17 protein-coding genes and 1 pseudogene are annotated in these 22,539 nt (G+C 62.7%); 9 read left to right on the forward strand and 9 right to left on the reverse strand.

Annotated features, from left to right (window positions below):
* Nucleotides 1–77 precede the first annotated feature (77 nt).
* Nucleotides 78–839: pseudogene (locus tag KBX19_RS02765) on the reverse strand (DDE-type integrase/transposase/recombinase); the annotation flags it as partial.
* A 226-nt stretch (nucleotides 840–1,065) separates the two neighbouring features.
* On the opposite strand from KBX19_RS02765, the gene KBX19_RS02770 reads away from it, so the two are divergent.
* Together KBX19_RS02770 and KBX19_RS02775 are read left to right on the forward strand one after the other, a co-directional pair.
* Nucleotides 1,066–1,455, forward strand: coding sequence for a CPBP family intramembrane glutamic endopeptidase (locus KBX19_RS02770; protein WP_255997287.1), 390 nt, complete (start codon nucleotides 1,066–1,068; stop codon nucleotides 1,453–1,455).
* A gap of 131 nt (nucleotides 1,456–1,586) precedes the next feature.
* Nucleotides 1,587–2,336 carry a hypothetical protein gene (locus KBX19_RS02775; RefSeq protein ID WP_255997288.1) on the forward strand — a complete coding sequence of 250 codons (750 nt, stop codon included), beginning with the start codon at nucleotides 1,587–1,589 and terminating at the stop codon, nucleotides 2,334–2,336.
* 7 nt (nucleotides 2,337–2,343) lie between these two features.
* On the opposite strand, the gene KBX19_RS02780 is transcribed toward KBX19_RS02775, so the two are convergent.
* The 6 genes from KBX19_RS02780 to KBX19_RS02805 form a co-directional block, all read right to left on the reverse strand.
* The gene (locus KBX19_RS02780) at nucleotides 2,344–3,027 is read right to left on the reverse strand and encodes a type 1 glutamine amidotransferase domain-containing protein (protein WP_255997290.1); all 684 of its coding nucleotides are present in this window, start codon (nucleotides 3,025–3,027) and stop codon (nucleotides 2,344–2,346) included.
* A gap of 1 nt (nucleotide 3,028) precedes the next feature.
* Nucleotides 3,029–4,645, reverse strand: a complete 1,617-nt coding sequence (locus KBX19_RS02785) for an alpha/beta fold hydrolase (RefSeq protein ID WP_255995933.1) — start codon at nucleotides 4,643–4,645, stop codon at nucleotides 3,029–3,031.
* A gap of 165 nt (nucleotides 4,646–4,810) precedes the next feature.
* Nucleotides 4,811–5,458, reverse strand: coding sequence for an LUD domain-containing protein (locus KBX19_RS02790; RefSeq protein WP_255997291.1), 648 nt, complete (start codon nucleotides 5,456–5,458; stop codon nucleotides 4,811–4,813).
* Nucleotides 5,445–7,049 (reverse strand): LutB/LldF family L-lactate oxidation iron-sulfur protein, encoded by a 1,605-nt coding sequence (locus KBX19_RS02795; RefSeq protein WP_255997292.1) that lies wholly within the window; start codon nucleotides 7,047–7,049, stop codon nucleotides 5,445–5,447. Before KBX19_RS02795 ends, KBX19_RS02790 begins: the two co-directional genes overlap by 14 nt.
* On the reverse strand, nucleotides 7,046–7,831 hold the full coding sequence (locus KBX19_RS02800) for a (Fe-S)-binding protein (protein ID WP_255995938.1): 786 nt from the start codon (nucleotides 7,829–7,831) through the stop codon (nucleotides 7,046–7,048). The genes KBX19_RS02795 and KBX19_RS02800 overlap by 4 nt, the downstream gene beginning before the upstream one ends.
* A 55-nt stretch (nucleotides 7,832–7,886) precedes the next feature.
* Nucleotides 7,887–9,656 carry an L-lactate permease gene (locus tag KBX19_RS02805; RefSeq protein WP_255997293.1) on the reverse strand — a complete coding sequence of 590 codons (1,770 nt, stop codon included), beginning with the start codon at nucleotides 9,654–9,656 and terminating at the stop codon, nucleotides 7,887–7,889.
* Nucleotides 9,657–9,828: 172 nt separating this feature from the next.
* Between KBX19_RS02805 and argS the strand changes: the two genes are divergently transcribed.
* From argS to thrB, 4 genes are read left to right on the forward strand one after another with little or no spacing between them, the layout of a single operon-like run.
* Nucleotides 9,829–11,499 (forward strand): arginine--tRNA ligase, encoded by a 1,671-nt coding sequence (gene argS, locus KBX19_RS02810; RefSeq protein ID WP_040423776.1) that lies wholly within the window; start codon nucleotides 9,829–9,831, stop codon nucleotides 11,497–11,499.
* A gap of 58 nt (nucleotides 11,500–11,557) precedes the next feature.
* Entirely contained in the window at nucleotides 11,558–12,904 is a 1,347-nt protein-coding gene (gene lysA, locus KBX19_RS02815) for a diaminopimelate decarboxylase (RefSeq protein ID WP_255997529.1), read from the forward strand.
* Between the two features lie 11 nt (nucleotides 12,905–12,915).
* A complete protein-coding gene (locus KBX19_RS02820; RefSeq protein WP_255995943.1) occupies nucleotides 12,916–14,292 on the forward strand; it encodes a homoserine dehydrogenase in 1,377 nt (458 codons plus the stop codon).
* 2 nt (nucleotides 14,293–14,294) lie between these two features.
* The gene (gene thrB, locus KBX19_RS02825) at nucleotides 14,295–15,224 is read left to right on the forward strand and encodes a homoserine kinase (RefSeq protein ID WP_255997294.1); all 930 of its coding nucleotides are present in this window, start codon (nucleotides 14,295–14,297) and stop codon (nucleotides 15,222–15,224) included.
* A 266-nt stretch (nucleotides 15,225–15,490) separates the two neighbouring features.
* On the opposite strand, the gene KBX19_RS02830 is transcribed toward thrB, so the two are convergent.
* On the reverse strand, nucleotides 15,491–16,636 hold the full coding sequence (locus KBX19_RS02830) for a glycerol dehydrogenase (RefSeq protein ID WP_255997297.1): 1,146 nt from the start codon (nucleotides 16,634–16,636) through the stop codon (nucleotides 15,491–15,493).
* A 19-nt stretch (nucleotides 16,637–16,655) separates the two neighbouring features.
* The gene (locus tag KBX19_RS02835) at nucleotides 16,656–18,395 is read right to left on the reverse strand and encodes a long-chain fatty-acid--CoA ligase (protein WP_255997298.1); all 1,740 of its coding nucleotides are present in this window, start codon (nucleotides 18,393–18,395) and stop codon (nucleotides 16,656–16,658) included.
* A 256-nt stretch (nucleotides 18,396–18,651) separates the two neighbouring features.
* Between KBX19_RS02835 and rho the strand changes: the two genes are divergently transcribed.
* From rho to KBX19_RS02850, 3 genes are read left to right on the forward strand one after another with little or no spacing between them, the layout of a single operon-like run.
* Nucleotides 18,652–20,502, forward strand: coding sequence for a transcription termination factor Rho (rho, locus tag KBX19_RS02840; RefSeq protein ID WP_255997299.1), 1,851 nt, complete (start codon nucleotides 18,652–18,654; stop codon nucleotides 20,500–20,502).
* Nucleotides 20,503–21,585 (forward strand): peptide chain release factor 1, encoded by a 1,083-nt coding sequence (gene prfA / locus KBX19_RS02845; protein WP_255997300.1) that lies wholly within the window; start codon nucleotides 20,503–20,505, stop codon nucleotides 21,583–21,585.
* 11 nt (nucleotides 21,586–21,596) lie between these two features.
* Nucleotides 21,597–22,532, forward strand: a complete 936-nt coding sequence (locus KBX19_RS02850) for a HemK/PrmC family methyltransferase (protein WP_255997301.1) — start codon at nucleotides 21,597–21,599, stop codon at nucleotides 22,530–22,532.
* Nucleotides 22,533–22,539 lie beyond the last annotated feature (7 nt).

The raw sequence follows: 22,539 nt of genomic DNA on the forward strand, positions 1-22,539 counted from the left end.
GGAAGACGCCTACTATCAACAATCACACGCCCACCCGTTGGGCGTTCAATAAGCGGAACGAAAACCAGGACGCTTCATGTTTGGTGGAAGCGTTCGATTTTGCCTTGGGTTTGTGGGTGGCCTGGCCGGCCGTTTTTCTGCTGGATACGGTTGTCGTTAAGTGTTTTCTCGAATGCGTTTCTGCCGCCTTTGCGTCCGGCTAGTCGGGCGGTGAACACCAGCCCGTTGTCAGTGAGTGTGGATGCCGGTGGGCCGTAGGTGTCGATGAGGCGCTGTAGTTCTGCTGCGACAGCTGGCCCTGTAAATGCTGGCCGGGCGGTGATCGATAGCAGGTAGCGGGAGTGGTCGTCGATGAAGTCGAGGACTTCTACGCGCCTGCCGTCGATGAGGAAGAGGTAGGTGATGTCGGCCTGCCAGCATTCGTTGGGCATGGCCGCTTCAAACCTGATGTAGGAGCTGCGTGGTTTCTTTTGCGGTTGCGGGGCAACAAGTCCGGCTTCAGTGATGATCCGGCGGATCGTCGATGTTGACGGCACACGCAGGCCTTGTTGTCCTAAGTGGAAAGCGATGGTGTCGGGCCCTGCGTCGAAACCTGCTTTGGTGAGTTCTTTGCGCATGTCGATGATGTGGTTGCGCAGGGTCTCCGGCACGGCATTGGGGTGGGTGTGCGGCGCGCGCGATTTGGGGGCGATGGCTTGTTCGCCTCCGGCGTCGAACTCGGAGAGGATCTTGTAGATGCGTTGGCGGGAGATGCCGAATCGTTTGGCGACTTTGGTGACTGGTTCGCCTTGATCGCGGACGGCTTTGACGATGGCGAGATTTCGGTTCGGGCTGTTCATCTGTCAACGATGTCCCGACTGATACCAGCACCGTCACTAAACACGCGGGGGTGGCGGGAGGTGTCAATGATGTCGCGACTGAGGTGTCAACCATCACCCCAGATTGTTTCTACCCCCTAAGTGTCAACAATGTCGCGACTGACCTGTCAACCATCAGGAATGCTGTCCCAGGCACGCCGTGTCAACTATGTCATGACTTCAGACAATCATCATCAGCGCCGGCATTGTGACTTCGATCTTGGGGCCGCTCCTTGGGCTGAACAATGCAGAGGACACGTCGGTCTTGGAAGAAGTGGGTGTCGGGCGTGCTCTTCCCATCATTGTCACTTTGGCGGCCTACTTGCTCGTAGGGCCGTTCCTGGAAGAGCTGGTCTTCCGCCGGGTTCTCATGGGGTACTTCGATACGCTCATGCCTGCCGCGCTGAGCGTGATCCTCAGTTCGGTGATCTTCGGGATCGCCCACGTAAGCCCACCGGCAATTCTGTACACGACCTTCTTTGGTCTCGGGTGCGCCCTTGTCACCCGCTGGCACGGCACCTTATGGGCTGGCTTGATCGCGCACGTTGCAAATAATGCGTTGATCCAGCTCACCACGCTGGCTGTGCTCCTAGGGTGAGTGGGGCCAGCGGTGCCAGAACGGCGTAGCTAAATGGAATCTTCTTTGTAAAAGCTTGCCTCAATCTAAGATTGAGAACTACCCGTCCCGCAGAGCTGTAAGAACACCGAATCACACGAAAAGGAAGCACCATGTTGACATCACGCGCACTGAAAACGATTGGGGCGTCCGTCGCTGCGTCCACGCTGCTGCTAGTGGCCGGGTGCAGCTCGGACGAGCAGGGCAATGCAGAAGGGCCGGCCACGGAAACCCAGGGGGAGAGTGCTGAAGCAGCCCCGTCCGAAGAAACGGCGGCTGAGAACTCCGAGTCGGCCGAGGTGAAAGATCTCTCCCAGTTGTTCGATGGCGTCACCTTCAAGAGCGAGCAGGTGGTCACGCAATCACCGGAGCAGATCAAGGACTTGCTCCAGGTGATGAAGGACGTGCAAGCGGCGGATATGTTCGAGTTCGATCCCCCTGAGTGCGGCGAGGAGTTCCAGAGGAACCAAGACGACTTCAACGATGAAGACGTTTCGCCGGAGACCTTCACTGCGGGTGACGTTCAAACCGACGGTTTCGCAGTGGTTGCCTATGACCTAAGCGTGACCAAGGATCCGGAGCGCGATAGAACGACGCCGGACTTAGAAAAGTGCGGAAACTACTCGTTCACGTCGCCCGCCGGCGCAATGAGCGTCGCGGCTGAGGAGCTCCCCTTCACTGCAGATGCGGATGGGGGCTACGCCGTCATCCAGCGGACCGACTCCGAAATGGAGCAGATGTCCACTTACAACACTGTGGCCGAGAAAAACGGCACGCTCGTCAGCTTGAGCGTCAATGATCCCAGCGAGGAAAACATCAAGGCGGCCGAGGAAACACTGGGCATGATCCTCGACCGCCTGTAGGCGGGATTTAGGAGTCCAGCAGCTCCAGCACAGCCTCGCCGACACCGGCTGCGCTCATCGGGTTCTGCCCGGTGACCAGCTTGCCGTCCACGACGACATGCTTCGTCATGGGCAGCTTAGCGGTGGTGTACTCGCCGGCTTGCTCCTTCAGCTTCTCCTCGAGGCTGAAAGGGACTTCGGCTGTGCGCTGAGCCAGTTTCTCTTCGGCCCAGGAGTAGCCGGTGACGTTGCGGCCGTCGAGAAGCGAAGAACCGTCTGCGAGGGTGACGTCGAGCAAACCGACCGGACCGTGGCACACAGCCGAGACAATCTTGTCGGCGTCGGCGAAGTGGGCCACAGCGGCGGTGACTTCCTCGTTAGTGAAGTCGAACATCGTGCCGTGGCCGCCGATCAAGTAGATCCCGTTATAGGAGTCGAGGTCGACGTCGGTGATGGCGGGGGTGTCGTCGAGAAGCGCCATGAACTCCGGGTCCTTGTAACGCTTGTTCGTGCCGCCCATCTGGATCACCGGGGTTTTCAGGCTCACCGGGTCAATGGGGACAGCGCCGCCATCGACGCTGGCAAGGTCGACCTCGTGGCCGGCCTTGGTCATGACGTCGTAAAAGTGCGTGAATTCTCCGAGCCACATTCCGGTGTGAATACCGGAGCTCTGGTAGCGGTGGACGCTGGTCGACAGTGCGAGGAACTTCATTCTATTGTCCTTGTGCTTCGAAGTAACCGGGCGCGTTGAGGGTGGTTGCCTGGCCGGTGCGCAGGTAATCTACCACGAGGCGATCAACAACGGGGTTGCCGAACGCTACATGGCCATGGCCCGGGCCGTGCACGGTCACTAACTGCGTGCCCATCGTGGAGTGCAGGGTGCCGCGGCCAGCGTACACAGTCTGCGGATCGCGCGTGGCGTTGATCTGCAGGGGACGCACGGCCAGCTTGGAACCGTCGAGATGCGGGCGTCCAACGACCGGTGCAGCTCCGTTGCACATCAATCCGCTCTTGTACATGGCGTTGATGGCGGTGAAGATGTCCCCGGAGATGTAGTTGGTGTACAGGGCCTGCGGGATGAGCGTGTAGTCCGGCGGGGTGATGTTCTCGTTGCAGGTCTGCACGGAGAGCAACTGCTGGGTGTGCATTTGTGACAGCTTGAGCTCTTCGGCGACTGCTGGCGGAGGAACCTCACCGACCTGGTCGGCAGTGCCGTTGGTCATGGTGGCCAGCAGGTGCCACTGGCTCGGCTGCGGGATGAGCAAGCGGGTCATGAGCAGCAACTGGGAGTTGGCCTGGTTTGCGCCGGGGTTGAGAATCATGTTGACCACGTTCTCGCCCTCCACGCGGGCCTTGCCGGTGGCGGTCGAAAGGTCAGCTCCAGCTTGGCCGGAGCTTGCAAGCCCCGGAGGCAGGTCACCCACGCGGGCCGGCGGGGGAACAACCGTCGGGTTCGTGCCGGTCTCGGCGACGATCTGGCGGGACCAGTACTGGTAGGCCTTGAGCGGGGTATCACCCATCTTGTACTTGTCGTCGTTCATAGACAGCCAGGTGAAGTACTCGTGCAACACCGTCTCGTAGCCTCCCTGCTGGGACGCCAGGACGTCGTTCCACGCCATGTTCGGATCCATTGCGGAATCCAGGACGACCTTGTCAGTGTTGGCCGGGTACATCGTGGCGTACACAGACCCGAGGAACGTACCGTACGACAAGCCCATGATGGAGATCTTGTCGTACCCCAGGGCCTGGCGGACCATGTTCCAGTCGCGCGCGTTGTTGTCCGTGGTGATGGACTCCGGGTAACCGGGGCCGCCGGTCTGGCAGCTGCGGCGGACGTATCCGCCCATGTTGGTCACGGAGTCGACCGTGTCGCGCACCACCGCCAGCGGATCTTGTCCGGTCGCCGGGTCTTGGCATTCTAGGGGAGTGGAGTGCGCCAAGCCGCGTGGCTGCACGGCGACCAAGTCCCACTCGTTGCGGATCTCTTGCGGCCAGTTGTACCCGACGTTCTTCGACCCGAAGTAGGTGTAGGCATCGCCGCCAGGGCCGCCCGAGTTACCAAAGAGTACACCGCGCTTCTCTGCTGGCTGCTGCGCCTTGATCTGCAGGAAGCCGAGCGAGATCTTGCGGCCGTCCGGCTGGTCGTAGCGCATCGGAACATCAATCCGGCCGCACTGAGCGCCGGCGACGTCAACGGTGGCGGGGCAGTCTTCCCACGTAATCTTCGGTGCGGGCTGAGCTCCGGCCGCCGGAATGACGGCCATCGTCGCGGCTGCGGCAACTGTCGCAACGACAGTTGCCGCCCGCTTCAAGGAAAATACGGTGAACACTGCGATACCTCCCAGGTAAGAAGAATCCTTTTCAAAACTATGTCGCCCATAATAAATCTTGCGCGCGAGAAAAGCGCGGCACGGGAAATGACAGCAGATCGGCCCGCACTTTCCACTCGGAGGGTGCGGGCCGATTTGTGTTCTGGCTGCGGTTGCAGCCGGTAATTAATCCACCACGAACACGATCAAGTCGCGCGGGCCGTGAACGCCTTCCACACGCACGAGCTCAATGTCGGACGTTGCCGACGGACCAGAGATGAGCGTGGCCGGTTTGTACGGGTCGATCTTGCCGAACATCTCGGGCACGCCGTAGACCACGGTGTCCATGGGCACGATGCACAAGTGGCGGTCGGGCACCAGGGACAGGGAGCGGCGGCCGCAGACGGCGGGGCCGTCCTCTAGAACGTCGGACTGCAGCACGATCGTGCCGGTCTGTGCAGCGGACACGACAGAGCTGGTGACCACCGCATCAGCGTCCCCAAGGGTGCGCGGGTCCACAGAAGACTCGTCCGGGGCAGCAGTGCCGGAGAAACCGTCGAAAAGCGACTTCTCCAGGCCCGGCGCGTAGCGCACGTCGTCGCACTCGCGGTCGTGGAGTACCTCGACGATCTTGCCCGGCAGCTCGTCCGCGGAGCACTGGATCACATCGGCCTTGTAGTCCACGAGCCTGTCGACGAGGATTTCACGCAGCTCGTCGCGGCCCAGCGACGACTCAGTGCGGTACTCGTGGGAGTGCTCGACGCTCGCAGGCGCGTCTGCGAGCTTCTGCGCGTCGCGGATGCGGGAGAGAATTTCCTCTTTAGCGCTCGTCATTGCGGGCCTCCCCTTGGTTGGTCGAGGCATTGTCCTCGATGGTGTCAGCTGCGACGGTGTCAGAATTCGGGTCAGTGTTGCGGGCAGCACCTTGTGCGCGGGCATCCGAGAGCAGCTGCTGCGCCTCATCCGACTCGAACCACTCACGGAAGGACTTCTTCGGCGGCACCGCGGTGTCGCGGTAGTCGGACCAGCCAGACATGAACAGCGGCAGCGAATCAATCACGCCGTTGAAACCGCCGAGGATGCGGCCGGCGGCGGCCATGCGCACCGCCTGGTTCCACAGCTTCTGGTTGCCCATGACAAAGCCAATGGAGGAGAACATCGAACCCTCGAGTGCCGGACGGTGGTTCTTCACCTTCTGGTGGCGCATCTCCAGCAGCACATCGGTGATCGGGATCTTAACGGGGCAGACCTCGTCGCAGCGGCCGCACAGCGAGGACGCGTACGGCAGCGACGCGGTGACGTCATCCGTCGAATCCATGCCCGCCAGCTGCGGGGTGAGGATTGCGCCGATCGGGCCGGGGTAGACCGAACCGTAGGAGTGGCCGCCAGCGCGCTCGTAGACCGGGCACACGTTCAGGCATGCAGAGCAGCGGATGCACTTGAGAGCCTCACGGCCGATCTCGTTGGACAGCGCGGCAGTGCGACCGTTGTCCATGAGGACAATGTGGAACTCTTGCGGGCCGTCGTTCGCGGTCACGCCCGACCAGATCGAGGTGTACGGGTTCATGCGCTCACCAGTCGAGGAGCGGGGGAGAAGCTGCATGAACACGCCGAGGTCGTCGAAGGAAGGCAGGAGCTTTTCGACGCCCATCACCGTGATCAGAGTTTCCGGCAGGGTCACGCACATGCGGCCGTTGCCCTCAGACTCCACGATGGACACCGAACCGGTCTCGGCGATGCCGAAGTTGCAGCCGGAGATAGCCACCTTGGCCTTCATGAACTGGTCGCGCAGGAAGGAACGCGCTGCGTCCGCCAGCTCCGAAGGGTCCTCAGTGAGGTCCTGGCGAGCGCCAGGCATCTTCTCGGTGAAGATGTCGCGGATCTCTGCGCGGTTGCGGTGGATGGCCGGCACAACGATGTGGGAGGGGAAGTCCTCGCCCAGCTGGACGATGAGCTCCGCCAAGTCGGTCTCCTGAACGTGGATGCCGTCTTCGGCGAGGACCTCATTCAGCGCGATCTCTGCAGTCGCCATGGACTTGACCTTGACCACTTCAGTCTCACCGGTGGCTTTGACCAGGTCGGCGACAATCTGGTTAGCCTCGCGGGCGTCGCGCGCCCAGTGGACGTGGCCGCCGCGGGCGGTGACGTTCTCCTCGAACTGCTCGAGCAGCTCCGGCAGGCGAGCCAACGTGTCGCGCTTGATGGTCGAGCCTGCCTCACGCAGCTGCTGCCAGTCATCCAGCTCGTCGACAACGCCCTGGCGCTTGAGACGGATCTGAGTAGTCGCGTGGTGCAGATTCCGGCGCTGCGTAGAGTTGTTCAGCTCGTGCTTCGCGTTCTTCTGGAACTTCTCGTACTCGCGGAAGTGACCCGGCTCGAGCGGGGCATGCGGCGGGGTAGTGGGGGTGCCGAGTGAGACCTTCACAGCATCTTCTCCTTCGAGTATGCGGCCGACGTCGGCGTCCACGGGTGCTCGCGGGTGGACGCGAGAATCTCCGCGATGTGGATCGCGCGGATGCCGGAGTGCTGGCGGGACATAGCACCGCCGATGTTCATCAGGCAGGACGAGTCGCCAGCGGTGACGTACTCGGCCTCCGTGTCCTTAATGTGGCGTACCTTGTCGCTGACCATCGCCGCCGAAACGTCGGCGTTCTTCACCGCGAAGGTGCCGCCGAAACCGCAGCACTCTTCAACGTTGTCCAGCTCGACGAAGTCGATGCCCTCGACGTTCTTCAGCAGATCCGTCGGGCGGCTGCCGACCTTGATCATGCGGCGGGAGTGGCAGGTGGAGTGGTAAGTCACCCGGTGGGGGAAGAACGCTCCCACATCGGTGGTGCCCATGACATCCACGATGAACTCGGACAGGTCAAGGGTCTTGTTAGCGGCGCGCGTTGCACCGTCGACAAGCCCCTTGGAACCGTAACGGTCAGCGATGCGCACGTGCTGCTCGCGGACGGCGCCAGTGCAGGAGCCGGACGGGGTGACAACGTAATCGATCGAATCGTCCGCGAACGCGTCAACGTAGTTCTCAATAATGGGCACCACTTCCTTCTGGTACCCGGTGTTGATGTGCATCTGTCCGCAGCAGGTCTGCTCTTTCGGGAAGACGACTTCGCATCCGAGGCGGGACAAAACCAAGGCAGACGCCTTGTGGGCATCGGGGAACAGGGCGTCCCCGATGCAGGTGGAAAATAGGGCTACACGCACTGGTGGCTCCTTTCTGGGTGGGTTGCCGGCCAGTCAGCGTAGAGGTTACTCCCCTTTAGCCCACAGCGGGCGCTAGGGCACTGAGCACGTTCGTCTGCAGGAAGACCATGGTGCACACAGCCAGCAAGAAGACGAAGGACCAGCCGACGACTTTCTTGAAAAGCTCCGACTCTTTGCCCTCCATGTTCACCGCCGTGGCGGCGATGGCGAGGGACTGCGGGGAGATCATCTTGCCGACGACACCACCGGTGGTGTTGGCCGCCAGCATGAGATCCGGGTTGAGGTCCAGGCGCTCGGCGGCCGTGACCTGAAGGTTGGCGAACAGCGCGTTCGCGGACGTGTCCGATCCGGTGACCGCCACGCCGATCCACCCCAGCATCGGAGCGAGAAAGGCAAACGCGGGGCCGAGGCCTGCGAACCAGTAACCAATGGTCACGGTCTGGCCGGAGTAGTTCATCACGTACGCCAGCGCGAGAACCACCACGATGGTCAGCGCGGACCAGCGCATGCGGTAGGCCGTGTCCACGAATTCTTTGCCCACCTGGGCCCAGTTGAGCTGGTAGCGGCCGTTCTCGTCGAAGATGATGTAGACCAACGCGACGATGAGCCCGGAGATGACCAGCAGGGTGCCCGGGTTGTGCAGGTAGGCGAAGGTGTAGTCGGTCTTGACGTCGGTGCCGGTAGAGCTGAGGATGCGGCCTGTCTCAATCCCCGGCCACGGAATGGCCAGTTTGAACGACTTCAGCCATTCAGGGATCGTCGTGCCCAAGTTGGCAATGCCGAAGATGAACACCACGACGGCATAGGGCATCAGTGCCATCCAGACGCGGTTGCCGGGAAGGCTCTCATCTGCTGCTTCAGCGCGCGTCTTGATCGCGGTGGAACCAGCTACCTCGGTCTCGGCATCGTCGCCGTGGGTTCCTGTCCCCGCGTTCGGTGCTACGTCTGCGTCCGGCTGGTCAAGGCCAAGGCGCTCACGCAGCTCCGGCACACCGACCGGTTTCCAGAACTGCAGCAGAACAAACGCCGCGCCAAGGGCGACGATGCAGGCGATGACGTCGGTGAGCTGGTAAGCGAAGTAGTTGGAGGTCCACCACTGTGCAATACCGAAGGACAGGCCGATGGTGACGGCGGCGGGGATGGTCTCGCGGACGCCGCGTCCGCCGTCTACCAGGAAGGCGATGATGAACGGCACGAAGAACGCCAGGAACGGGGTTTGGTGGCCGACAATCGCAGCGATGTTCTCTGTCTGCTCGAGGGTGCGGCCACCGACCTCACCGGCAGTGGTGATCGGGATGGACACCGCGCCGAACGCAACGGGGGCGGTGTTGGCGATCAGCACAATCGATGCCGCCTTCAGCGGGGGGATGCCGAGGGCGAGAATCATCGTCGCGGTGATGGCCACCGGTGCGCCGAATCCTGCGAGCGCTTCAAGCAGGCCACCGAAACAAAAGGCGATGAGCATTGTCTGGATGCGCACATCTCCGTTGCCCATTTTGTCGAACACCCTGCGAAGGTCTTCGAACCGGCCGGCTGCCACGGTGATCTGGTAGAACCAGATCGCGGTGAGGATCACCCAGACAATAGGGAAGAGTCCGTAGAGCCCGCCGCGGAACGCGGACGATACTGCCATGCCGACCGGCATATTGAAGCCGAGCACAGCAACAAGCAGCGCCACGCCCAGCGCAACCAGACCGGACGTGTGAGCGCGCGCTTTGAAACCCAGCAGCATGACGAAAAACGCCAACAGCGGCAAGACCGACACAAGTGCGGATAGTCCTACGCTTCCCGCTACTGCGTCGGTGTGAATCTGAAAGGTCCCCATTGACCATCTCCTCTGCGAATACTTTGCACGGGCAAAAATAATGCAGTCAAAGTATTCCAGTAGCCGCGTGTGTCCGGAGGAAAACGGAGATTTTCACCCAGTTTCATTAAAGGATGAGCAGCGCACCTGCCAGTTCTGCCGGTGTCCGGCCCCTGATCTAGACTTGCTGCCCATGACCCCTGCTGACCTCGCCGCGACTGTCCGCGCCATTACTACCGAAACGCTCGATGCCCACGGGCTTGATTCCTCCGTCGTCCCGGAGACGGTCACCGTCGAGAGGCCCCGCAACCCGGAGCACGGCGATTACGCCACCAATGTCGCACTTCAGGTGGCCAAGAAAGCAGGGACGAACCCGCGGGAGCTCGCCGGCTGGCTTATCGACGCTCTTGTCGCCCTCCCCGAGATCGATTCCGCAGATGTTGCCGGCCCCGGCTTCATTAATCTGCGCCTTGGGGCTGCTGCCACCGGTGGCATTGTGGCCGACATCCTGGCGAAGGGGGAGGCCTACGGCAGCTCGGACATCTACGACGGGGAGAAGATCAACCTGGAGTTCGTCTCCGCCAACCCGACTGGCCCGATCCACCTGGGCGGCACCCGATGGGCAGCCGTCGGTGACTCGTTGGGCCGTGTGCTGGAATTCTCCGGCGCGGAGGTGACCCGCGAGTACTACTTCAACGACCACGGCGGCCAGATCGACCGCTTTGCCCGCTCCCTGGTAGCTGCAGCCAAGAATGAGCCGACCCCCGAGGACGGTTATGGCGGGGAGTACATCGCCGACATTGCCAGCGCGGTTGTCGCGGAGAACCCGGGCATCCTGGAGGGCGATGCAGCGGTAGTGCAAGAAGCTTTTCGGCGCGAGGGCGTCGAGAAGATGTTCGCGCAGATCAAACAGTCCCTGCACGACTTCGGCACCGACTTCGATGTCTTCTTCCACGAGAACTCCCTGTTCGAGTCCGGAGCTGTGGACCGTGCGATCCAGACGCTGAAGGACAACGGCAACCTCTATGAAAACGATGGAGCGTGGTGGCTGCGCTCGACCGACTTCGGCGACGACAAAGACCGCGTCGTGCTCAAGTCCGACGGTGATGCCGCATACATAGCTGGCGACATCGCGTATGTAGCAGACAAGTTCGACCGCGGACACACTCTGGCCATCTACATGCTGGGTGCGGACCACCACGGTTACATCGCCCGCTTGCGCGCAGCCGCCCAGGCGCTGGGATACAACCCGGAGGCAGTCGAGGTCCTCATCGGCCAAATGGTCAACCTGGTCCGCGACGGCCAACCGGTGAAGATGTCTAAGCGCGCCGGGACCGTGATCACCCTCGACGACTTGGTGGATGTCATTGGCGTGGATGCCGCGCGTTATTCGATGGTGCGCTCCTCGGTCGACTCCACTCTGGACATCGACCTGGACCTGTGGGAGAAGCAGTCCAACGACAACCCCGTCTACTACGTGCAGTACGGCCACACGCGCCTGGCGTCGATCGAACGTAAGGCTGCCGAGGCCGGTGTCGTCCTCGCACGCTCGGACGACGATGAAGAAGTTGATCTGTCCTTGCTCACCCACGAGAAGGAAGGCGACCTGATTCGTACGCTGGGCGAGTTCCCTGCCGTCGTCAAGGCAGCGGCTGAGCTGCGCGAACCGCACCGTATCGCACGCTACGCCGAGGAACTGGCCAGCGTCTTCCACAAGTTCTATGACGCCTGCCAGATCCTGCCCAAGGCAGGGGAGGACCCGCAGCCGATTCATGCCGCACGTCTCACGCTCGCCTCGGCCTCGCGCCAGGTGCTGGCCAATGCTCTGCGCCTGCTCGGCGTGACCGCTCCGGAGAGGATGTAGACCGATGCTCGATCCCGTTCTGAACACTGCCAATTTGTCGCGCGATGACCTGTTGCGCATGCGCCACAATGAGGCCGGGTGTTTCAATGACCTGCCCGCCCATGTGTGGCCACGAAGCGCGCAGCGGCTTGACGACGGTACAGTCACTATCGCCGGCGTGCCGCTGCCGGACATTGCAGCTGAGTACGGCACCCCTGTGATGGTTGTCGACGAGGACGATTTCCGGTCCCGCTGCCGCGACATGGTTCGCGCTTACGGCAAACCGGAGAACGTGCACTACGCCTCCAAGGCATTCCTGACCACTCACATTGCCCGCTGGGTCAACGAGGAGGGACTGTCGCTCGACGTGGCGAGCGAGAACGAGCTTCTCATTGCCCTACACGCGGGATTCCCGGCAGAGCGCATCACCGTGCACGGCAACAACAAGCCCGATTCGCTCCTGCGCCGCTGCGTGCGCGAAGGTGTCGGCGAAGTGGTCATCGACTCCCACCAGGAGCTCGAGGAGCTTGAGCGCATCGCGGGTGAGGAAGGCACGGTGCAGGAGGTGTTCATCCGCGTCAAACCCGGTGTGGAGGCGCATACGCACGAGTTCATCGCCACCAGCCACGAAGACCAGAAGTTCGGTTTGTCGCTGGTATCTGGCTCCGCCTACCGCGCCGCCGTGGCCGCCCGTGAGGCGGACAACGTCCGGCTGACCGGTCTGCACTGCCACGTCGGTTCCCAGGTGTTTGACGCGGAGGGATTCAAGCTCGCCGCCGCGCGTGTACTGGGGCTGTATGCGCAGATCTACCGCGAGCTGGGCCTGGAGCTCGGCTACCTCGACCTCGGCGGCGGTTACGGCATCGCCTACACCAACGAGGAGCAGCCGCTCGCCGTTGATGACGTGGCGAAGGACTTGCTCAAAGCCGTAGCCGAGAAGGCGGAGGAGCTTGGCATCACCCCGCCGGAGGTCATCGTTGAGCCGGGCCGCGCCATTGCCGGCCCCGCCGCTGTGACTGTGTACTCGGTGGGCACGGTCAAGGACGTGCACGTGACTGATGAGGCGACGCGCCGCTACATCGCCGTCGACGGCGGTATGAGCGACAACATCCGCACCGCCCTTTACGGCGCAGATTATGACGCACGTGTGGTCAACCGCCTCACAGGCGGCACTCCGCAGGCCACCCGCATGGTCGGTGCGCACTGCGAGTCCGGCGACATCCTCATCAATAACGCCTTGTGGCCGGACGATATTGCCCGCGGTGATCTCATCGCACTCGCCGCGACGGGTGCCTACTGCTATTCCATGGCATCGAACTACAACTGCTTCGGCCGGCCGGCCGTCGTCAGCGTCAAAGATGGCGTAGTCACTCCGATGGTGCGTAGGGAGACGGTAGAGGACATCCTCGCTCGAGAGGTTTTGTAGACTCGAGAACCATGACTTCACAGACCACTCACAGCGCTGAGGGACACAACGGTAATTACCCGGGCAAGGGCATCGGCCAGCCGGTCGGTGTCGCTGTTCTGGGAATGGGCACGGTGGGCACTGAGGTGCTCCGCCTGATTAGCGAGTTCTCCTCCAATTTGGAGCAGCGCATCGGCGGCCCCATTGATGTTCGTGGTGTCGCTGTGTCTGACTTGGGCAAGCGCCGCGAAGTGCTCGATCTCTTCCCGGACATCGCGCTCACGGACAACGCCTTGGAGCTGATCGACCGCGACGACATCGATGTCGTGGTCGAGGTCATTGGCGGCATCGAGTACCCGCGCCAGTGCGTTCTCGCCGCGCTCAAGGCCGGCAAGTCCGTGGTCACTGCGAACAAGGCTCTCATCGCGGCGCACGCCGACGAGCTTTCCGACGCCGCTAATGAGGCCGGTGTTGACCTCTACTACGAAGCAGCCGTTGCCGCCGCAATCCCCGTCGTGGGAACGCTGCGCCGTTCGCTCGCCGGCGACCAGATCCAGCGCATCTCCGGCATTGTCAACGGCACGACCAACTACGTCCTCGACGCGATGGCGTCGACCGGTATGAGCTACGACGAGGCACTGGCGGAAGCCACCCGCCTGGGGTACGCCGAGGCGGACCCGACCGCCGACGTCGAGGGCCACGATGCCGCCTCTAAGGCCGCCATCTTGGCATCGATGGGCTTCCACTCCCGCGTGACCTACGACGACGTGCACGCGGAGGGCATCACCAACATCACTGCCGAGGACATCGAGGCAGCTAAGGACGCCGGCTTCACCATCAAGCTGCTGGCGATCTGCGAGCGGCTTTTCGACGATGCCGGCAACACCACTTCCGTCGCCGCCCGCGTCCACCCGACGCTGGTGCCGAACGAGCACCCACTGGCGAGCGTCGACAAGTCCTACAACGCTGTCTTCGTTGAGGCCGAAGCCGCTGGCCGTCTCATGTTCTACGGTAACGGCGCGGGTGGCGCGCCCACCGCTTCCGCTGTGCTCGGTGACCTTGTCGGCGCTGCCCGCAACAAGATTCACGGCGGCCGCGCCCCGGCGGACAACCCCTACGCTCACTACCCGGTCGCAGACTTCGGCGATGTGCCGACGCGCTACCACATCGACATGTCGGTCGTGGACCGCGCAGGTGTCCTTGCGGATATTTCTCGCCGCTTCGCTGATGCAGGCATTTCCATTTCGGCTGTTCGTCAGGAAGAGCACGGTGATGCGTCGCGCCTGATCGTCGTCACGCACATGTCGATTGAGCGCAAGCTTGCGGCGATCGTCGAAGAACTGGCCACGCTTGACGACGTCAAGGCCGTCAACTCCGTCATCCGCCTCGACGCCGACGCTGCCGAGTAGTCATGAGCACCGATCTTGAGGTGGGCTTGCGTGCTCGCGTGACCGTGCCCGGTAGCTCGGCGAACCTGGGGCCCGGCTTTGACACACTCGGTTTGGCTTTGGGGATCTACGACACCGTCGAGGTGGAAGTCACCTCCTCCGGCCTTGAGGTGGAGATCTTCGGCGAAGGCGCAGACGACTTGCCCCGCGATAACTCCCACCTGGTAGTCAAGGCGATTCGCCAGGGGTTGAAGGCCGCTGATGTCGACGCGCCCGGGTTGAAGGTGACCTGCACGAACAATATTCCGCAGTCGCGCGGGCTTGGTTCGTCTGCCTCGGCGGCTGTGGCTGGTGTGGTTGCCGCCAATACTCTCGCCGGCGACGTGCTGGACACCGAGGAAATCGTCCAGATGAGTTCCTCGTTTGAGGGCCACCCGGATAACGCCGCGGCCAGTGTGTTGGGCCAGGCCGTGGTGAGCTGGACCGACATCCCCGTCGACGGTGTATCGCATCCCATCTACCGCGCCGTCCAGCTTCCGGTCCACCCGGACATCAAGGCGACTGCACTGGTCCCGAGCTTCCACGCGTCCACAAACGCGGTGCGCAAAGTGCTCCCGTCGCATGTCACCCATACGGATGCGCGTTTCAACGTTTCGCGTACCGCCGTGATGACGGTGGCAGTCCAGCACCACCCGGAGCTGCTGTGGGAAGGCACCCGCGACCGTCTCCACCAGCCCTACCGCGCCGACGTTCTGCCGGTCACGGCTGAGTGGGTCAACCGCCTGCGCAACCGCGGTTACGCCGCGTACCTGTCCGGCGCCGGTCCGACCGCTATGGTGCTCCACCGCGACCCGATCGACCCGAAAATTATCGAGTCCGCGAAGTCGGACGGTTTGCGCGTCCTCGACCTCGAGATCGCCGGGCCGGTCACGGCCGAGCTCTCCCGAGTGTAGGCGCGCAGGGCCGCGTGGGCCCGCAGGGTCCGCGTAGGCTGCGGAAAAGTTGACATCCGCGATCCGGCCTAAACGGCCAACAACTCTCTGACCTGCGTGGACAGTTCTAGGCGGAAATCCGGTTTGTCAACTTTTCCGCACCGGCCGCGCGCACCGGCCGCACCGCTTCGTGCACGGATCGAAAAACCCGGGAATGCCAAAGGGCCGAGGGCATCACGCCCTTGGCCCTTTACTCATGCCCGACCCATGAACGGGGGCGAGCAGCTTTAGTGCTCAGCCACGTACTTGACCGGCTCCGGCAGGCCGCGGTCCTCGCGGACGCGACGGGAGATGGACTCGAGGGAAACGAGCGCATCAACGACCAGTTCTGGGGTGACCGGGAATGGCATGTTGTGGATGGTCTCGTCCTCGGCGGTGGCGGCCTTGGCCACTGCCTTAAGCTCTTCGGTGTCGTCGGGGGAGAGGCCGACTTCGGTCAGGGAGTTCGGCAGGCCCACCTTGGTGGTGAAGGCGATGAAGTCTTCGATCTCCTCGGCGTCAGCGCCCTCCATGATGAGCTGGGCGCACGTGCCCACGTTCACTTTCTGGCCGTGGGTGAGACCGTGGGTCTGCTCGGCCGCGGTCAGGCCGTCGTGAACGGCGTGCGCTGCGGCGAGACCGCCGGACTCGAAGCCCAGGCCGGAGAGCAGGGTGTTGGCTTCGACGACTGCGTCGAGGGCGGGGGTGACCACGCCAGCTTTGACGGAGTCGATTGCTGCGAAAGAGTGCTCCCAGAGAATGTCCCAGCACAGTTTTGCCAATGCGCCACCAGCGCGGGTCGGGTGGCCGCCGTTCATGGTGGTGCCGTTGCCGCGGGCGGCGGCGCGGGCCTCGACCCAGGTGGCCAGTGCGTCGCCGATGCCGGCGATGAGGAATTCCACGGGTGCGCCAGCAACGATCTGGGTATCGATGAGAACGAGGTCCGGGTTCTTCGGGTAGAAGCGGTATTCGTCGAAGGCGCCGTCCTCGGTGTAGATCACGGCCAGCGTTGAGGTCGGTGCGTCGGAAGATGCCGCGGTGGGAACGGATGCCCACTTGATGTCGGCCAGGTAGCCGGCGGCCTTCGCGGCGTCGATAGCGGAACCGCCGCCGACACCGACGATGATGTCGTGATTGTTCTCTTTGATCTTTTCGGTCAGTTCGTCGACCGCCTTGGCGGTGGCGAAACGCTTGAACCCGACGCGGGTCAGCGGCAGGTCTGCTTCTTTGAAGCCGTCGGTGAGCTGCTTTTCGACGATGCCCCACACCGTGTCGTCAGAGACGAGCAGCGGGTTATCGCCGAGCTTTTTCAGGTGGGTGCCCAGTTCGTGGATGGCACCTTTGCCTTGGATGTAGCGGGATGGGCTGGAGAAAATATCCGGTGTTGTAGCCATGCCTCCAGGCTACGCAGATTTATAAGGTCGTGTTTTCGGATTGTTCAGTACTTTCGGCACTGCGGGTTCCCGGCCCAGGTAGAGCGATAATGTCGAATTCGTCACGTGAGAGGTGGCCGCGTAGATCCACCTTGTCGAATTTGCCCACCGAGGTTTTGTCGATGGAGCCCACGAACGTCCAGTACTCCGGCGCCATCCACGTCGGCAGCTCTTGGTGGAGTTCCTTGCGAAGCTTCTTGGCCAAGTCGACGGACGGGGTCACGTCGGCGTGCAGGACTGTCACTGCCAAGGGGCGCTCGCCCCATTTCTTGTCGGGGTAGCCGATGACGGCGCACTCGACGACTTCGTCGGCCTCCATGATGAGGTTTTCCAACTGGGCGGAGTAGATCCACTCGCCGCCGGAGCGGATGACGTCGCGGGAGCGGTCATAGAGCGTCATGAATCCGTCGGAGGTCACCGTGCCCACGTCACCGGTGCGCATCCAGCCGTCCGCGGTAAAGTGCTCCTCATCGTCGTTGGCGTCTTTACCGCGGAAGGACTGTGCCCGCTCGAGCGCCTCCGGGTTGGCGGGCTGGTAGTAGGAGGCGGCGACCATGTTGCCGCGGACCTGGATTTCACCGTTGTTGCGGTCGGTGCGGGAAACGATCTTTCCTTCGTTGACCACTCGGTATTCCAGCCAGGGGGCGAACCGGCCTTGGGAGATGCGGTAGGCCCAGCGGCGCTCGCCACCGACGCCTGACGGTGGGCGGGCTACCGTGCCCACAGTGGAGGTTTCGGTCATGCCCCAGACGTGGATGACGTCCACACCGTAGCGCTCCTCCCACACCTTGATCAGCGCGGGCGGGGCAGGGGAGCCGCCCACGAAGAGCTCAGTCAAGGACATGCGCTCCGGCGGGTTGTGCAGGTAGTGGACCATGAGCTGGATCCACAGGGTGGGCACGCCGTGGGCGACACGCGGGTGGGTGCCGGCGATGAGCTTCGCCAATGTCGGCGCGGACACGTCCGAGTCAGGCAAGACCAGGGGAGTGCCGGCCAGGAACGCGGTGAACGGCACGCTCCAGCTGAGTACGTGGTAGATCGGGATGCAGCATAGGAAGGACTCACCGTTCGCGATCCCCATCGAGTCGGTCGACCGAAGACTGGTAGCAGTCAACCAGATAGAACGGTGCGAGTAGGCGATGCCTTTCGGGGCGCCCGATGTCGCCGTCGAATAGCAAATAGCTGCCGCGGTGTTCTCGGGGAGGGAGGGCCAGGTGTAGATGGTGGACGAGCCGTCGAGAAGCGCCTCGTATGCGTGCACCTCGACCCCGTCGAGTTCGGGGATGTCGCCCAAGCCGGTGAAGCAGACCGCGCGCACCGTCGGGCACGACGGCAAAATGCGCTCCAACTTGCCTGCCAACCGCGGGTCGGCGACGATGACTTCCATCTCGGAGTGGTTGATGATGTAGGCGATTTGATCTTCTAGAAGTTGCAGGTTGAGCGGCACGAACACCGAGCCCTTCGCGGCAACGGAGTACATCACTTCGAGGTGCTCTGCGCAGTTGTACATCAGCGTGCCTACGCGCTGATCCCCGTCAATGCCCAGCTTGTCTTCCAACGCGTGTGCGAACGCAGCGGCGCGCGCTCCAATGAGCTCGAAGGTCGTTTCCTCCGCTTCGCCTGAGCGCCATGTGGTCACCTTGGTGCCACCATGCACGGACGCTCCAAAGTCGAGGATCCGTCCGATGGAAAAAGGCACTTCCTGCATCGTGGAGAGCATGTTGTACACTCTAGCGCGACCACGTTGCCCGATTGTGGTGGGCGTGGGTTACACTAAACGGCAGATCGCGACCCGAGCGGCATTTTCTGCGCTCCCCATACCGCCATTTTTGGCCGTGCGTCCGATCAATCCTTTTCTGGGCTGTCACTTCAAAGTGCGCCTTCAAATGCTTATCGACGTTTGAAGCCCCCGGAAAAACGAGCCACGTCCACACCGCGTGATGCGACGCGGTGAACAATAAGACGAAAGGACATCCGTGACCGATACGGACAACGCAGCGGGCCAGGACCGCCAAGACCTTGCTTCGCTGAAGCTGCCTGAGCTACGCAAGATCGCTGCTGACAAAGGCCTTCGGGGGACCTCCGCCCTGCGCAAGGGCGAACTGATTGAAGCCATCACCACCGGCACCGTGCCGCAGCGCGCCAAGCAGCGCGCTTCCGAGCAGGCAGCCGCAGAGGCATCCGGTGAGCAGCCGACCGGGCGGAACGAGCAGAACGAGCAGAACAACCCGGAGCAGGGGGAGAAGTCTGGCTCCGAGAAGTCTGGTTCTGACAACGATGGCGCAGATTCCGATGAGCAGCGCTACGAGTCCCGCTCCGCAGCGCGCCGTGCACGCCGCAACCGCGCCAAGCACGAGCACCGTGCCGAGCAGCGCGGCGACCGCAACGACCAGCAGGACGAGCAGCAGTCCGACGATCACGGCCAGCGTGACAACCGCGACAACGGTGATAACCGCGACAATCGTGACAACCGTGACAACCGTGACAACCGTGACAATCAGGGCGGCAACAACCGCCAGAACAATAACCGCGATAACAACCGCGACGGTGAGGGTGGCGGCCGCCGGGGCCGCCGCAACCGCCGGAACCGCCGAAACCGCGACGGTAACAACAACCAGGGCGGCGGCAACAACAACCAGGACTTCGATCCGGAGGATCTGCAGGAGATCGCGGGTATCGTCGACATCGTCGACAACAATGCCGCGTTTGTCCGCACCACGGGTTACCGCGCTAGCCAGGCTGATGTCTTCATCAACAACAACCTGGTCCGCCGCTGCGGCCTGCGCTCGGGCGACGCTGTGATCGGTCAGGTCCGGGCTAACGGCCAAGGCCACACGCACGGTTCTGGCCGTAACCGTCAGCGCTACAACCAGCTGGTGCGCGTGGACACGGTCAACGGGATGAAAGTGGACGACGCGAAGCAGCGTGCTGAGTTCCACAAGCTCACCCCGCTGTACCCGAACCAGCGTCTGCGCCTTGAGACGGAGCCGAATATCCTGACCACCCGCGTGATCGACCTGGTCATGCCGATTGGTAAGGGGCAGCGCGCCTTGATCGTGTCCCCGCCGAAGGCCGGTAAGACGACGATTCTGCAGAACATCGCGAACGCGATCGCGCACAACAACCCGGAGTGCTACCTCATGGTCGTGCTTGTGGATGAGCGCCCGGAGGAAGTCACGGACATGCAACGCTCCGTCAAGGGCGAGGTCATCGCATCGACCTTCGACCGTCCGCCAAGCGAGCACACCGCTGTCGCCGAGCTGGCCATCGAGCGTGCAAAGCGCCTGGTGGAGATGGGCCAGGACGTTGTGGTCCTGCTGGATTCCATCACCCGCCTGGGCCGCGCGTACAACAACTCGTCGCCGGCGTCGGGCCGCATCCTCTCTGGTGGTGTGGACTCCAACGCGCTCTACCCGCCGAAGCGGTTCCTGGGTGCAGCGCGCAACATCGAGGACGGCGGATCGCTGACCATCATCGCTACCGCCATGGTGGAGACCGGGTCCGCTGGTGACACCGTGATCTTCGAGGAGTTCAAGGGCACCGGCAACGCTGAGCTCAAGCTCGACCGCAAGATCGCCGAGCGCCGCGTGTTCCCAGCGGTCGATGTCAACCCGTCCGGCACCCGCAAGGACGAGCTGCTGCTCGCACCGGAGGAAGCGCGCGTCATGCACAAGCTGCGCCGCATTCTTTCTGCGCTGGACCCGCAAGCGGCGATCGACCTTATGATCAAGCAGCTGAAGAAGACGAAGAACAACGGCGAGTTCCTCGTCGGCGTGGCGCAGTCCGCGCCGATGGCCGCCGACACGGAAACCGAGGAGTACCAGTAAATGGCAGCTAACACGCAGGTTTCGCTTGTCGACGACTACGTTTCCGAATACCAGGGCATCCAGGCCCAAATGGGTGACCCGGAGGTTGTCGGCGACCAGGATCTCTTCCGCAAGCTGTCGAAGCGCTACGCGCAGCTCCAGCCGATTATCAACGTCAATAACGAGCTGACGCAGGCCCGCGAGGACCTTGAGGCAGCTCAAGAGATGGCGGCCGAGGACAAGGAGTTCGCCGAGGAGGCCACGCGTCTTGAGGGCGAGATTGTCCGCCTCGAAGAGGAGCTGGCTGATCTGCTCGCGCCCCGCGACGAGCATGACGCCGATGACGTGATCATGGAGATCAAGGCCGGCGCCGGCGGCGAGGAAGCCGCGTTGTTCGCTGGCGATCTGGCGCGCATGTACCAGAAGTACGCGGAGAAAGCTGGTTTGTCCTGGGACGTTTTAGACCTGTCCGAGTCCGATCTCGGCGGCGTCAAAGACATGACTGTCGCCGTGAAGGCGAAGAACCCCTCCCGCGACGGTGCATGGTCGATGCTGAAGTTCGAAGGCGGTGTCCACCGCGTGCAGCGTATTCCGGTGACGGAGTCGCAGGGACGCATTCAGACGTCGGCAGCCGGCGTGCTGGTGTACCCGGAGCCGGAAGAGGTCGAAGCCGTCGACATCGACGAGAAGGACCTCCGCGTTGACGTTTACCGTTCTTCCGGTAAGGGCGGCCAGGGAGTCAACACGACTGACTCCGCTGTGCGCATCACCCACCTGCCCACGGGCATTGTGGTGACGTGCCAGAAGGAGCGTTCCCAGATCCAGAACCGCGCTCGCGCGATGCAGGTGCTCCAGGCCCGTTTGGATCAGCTTGAGCGTGAGAAGGCGGAAGCTGAGGCGGCAGAAGGTCGCGCATCCCAGGTCCGCACCATGGACCGGTCTGAGCGCATACGCACCTACAACTGGCCGGAGAACCGCATCTCGGACCACCGCATCAACTACAAGTCGAACAACTTGGACGCGGTGCTCGACGGCAATATGGACGACATCATCACCGCGCTGCAGACCCACGAGCGCCAGGAGCGCCTCGAAGCAGAGCAGTAAGGAGACGCAAGGTGCGCTGGAACTCGTCAGAGCTCGCCAATGCAGTGTCGGCAGCTGAGCGCAGGTTCACCGAGGCAGGGGTCGCGTCGCCGTCCTACGATGCGCGGTTCATTGCCGCATCGCTTCTCGACGTATCCAGCCACATCTCCTTACCATTCACCTCTCCCACGGAGATCCTCGACGGGTTCTTCGCCCGATTCGAGGAAGCCGTTTCGCGCCGAGAGAAACGTGAGCCGCTGCAGCACATCATCGGCACCGCACCGTTCGGGATCCATGATCTGAAAGTGGGCCCAGGGGTGTTCATTCCGCGGCCTGAAACTGAAGTCCTCGCCGAATGGGCGGTGGCGGCGTTCGCGGAGTACCTCGACAGTCTCTCCGACGATGAGATTGACGCCCCTGATTTTCAGCCGGTCGTCGTAGATTTAGGTACCGGCTCGGGTGCGTTGGCAATCTATATTGCGCAACGTGTCGATGCGGATTTGGTCATCGGAGTGGAGAAGTCTCCCGTAGCGCTTGCGGCTGCCCGAGTCAACGCAGACGAGCATGGTGGTCGCGGTGCTGAGATCCAGATCATCTCCGGTGACATGACCGACCCGCACTTGCTGGAGGGGTACTCCGGCAAGGTCGGCCTTGTGGTGGCGAACCCGCCGTACGTGCCGTTTGAAATCGAAGAGTCCGGCGCTTTGCAGCCGGAGATCTATCACGACCCTCCTGAAGCCGTCTTCTCTGGTGCTGACGGAATGGACGCTATCCGGGGTCTCATCCCCGTGGCGGCGCGTTTATTGGCACCGGGGGGAAAGCTCGGGATTGAGCATGACGACTCGACGGCGGGCCGCACGCGTGAGCTCGTCGATAAGCACGGGGCGTTTGAGCGCGTCGAGAACCTTGCGGACTTAACCGGCAGGGATCGGTTTGTCACGGCGAGTAAACTACGAGAAATCGACTAGAAGGGAT

Source organism: Corynebacterium sp. CCUG 71335 (genome assembly GCF_024454075.1).
GTDB classification, from domain to species: domain Bacteria; phylum Actinomycetota; class Actinomycetes; order Mycobacteriales; family Mycobacteriaceae; genus Corynebacterium; species Corynebacterium genitalium.

Coding starts and splice junctions, on each gene's coding strand:
- KBX19_RS02780 (WP_255997290.1), bottom strand. CDS start 3,027: ATGAAGTTCCTCGCACTGTCGACCAGCGTCCACCGCTACCAGAGCTCC.
- KBX19_RS02820 (WP_255995943.1), top strand. CDS start 12,916: ATGACTTCACAGACCACTCACAGCGCTGAGGGACACAACGGTAATTAC.
- lysA (WP_255997529.1), top strand. CDS start 11,558: ATGCGCCACAATGAGGCCGGGTGTTTCAATGACCTGCCCGCCCATGTG.
- KBX19_RS02830 (WP_255997297.1), bottom strand. CDS start 16,636: ATGGCTACAACACCGGATATTTTCTCCAGCCCATCCCGCTACATCCAA.
- argS (WP_040423776.1), top strand. CDS start 9,829: ATGACCCCTGCTGACCTCGCCGCGACTGTCCGCGCCATTACTACCGAA.
- KBX19_RS02835 (WP_255997298.1), bottom strand. CDS start 18,395: ATGCTCTCCACGATGCAGGAAGTGCCTTTTTCCATCGGACGGATCCTC.
- prfA (WP_255997300.1), top strand. CDS start 20,503: ATGGCAGCTAACACGCAGGTTTCGCTTGTCGACGACTACGTTTCCGAA.
- KBX19_RS02790 (WP_255997291.1), bottom strand. CDS start 5,458: ATGACGAGCGCTAAAGAGGAAATTCTCTCCCGCATCCGCGACGCGCAG.
- KBX19_RS02805 (WP_255997293.1), bottom strand. CDS start 9,656: ATGGGGACCTTTCAGATTCACACCGACGCAGTAGCGGGAAGCGTAGGA.
- thrB (WP_255997294.1), top strand. CDS start 14,295: ATGAGCACCGATCTTGAGGTGGGCTTGCGTGCTCGCGTGACCGTGCCC.
- KBX19_RS02775 (WP_255997288.1), top strand. CDS start 1,587: ATGTTGACATCACGCGCACTGAAAACGATTGGGGCGTCCGTCGCTGCG.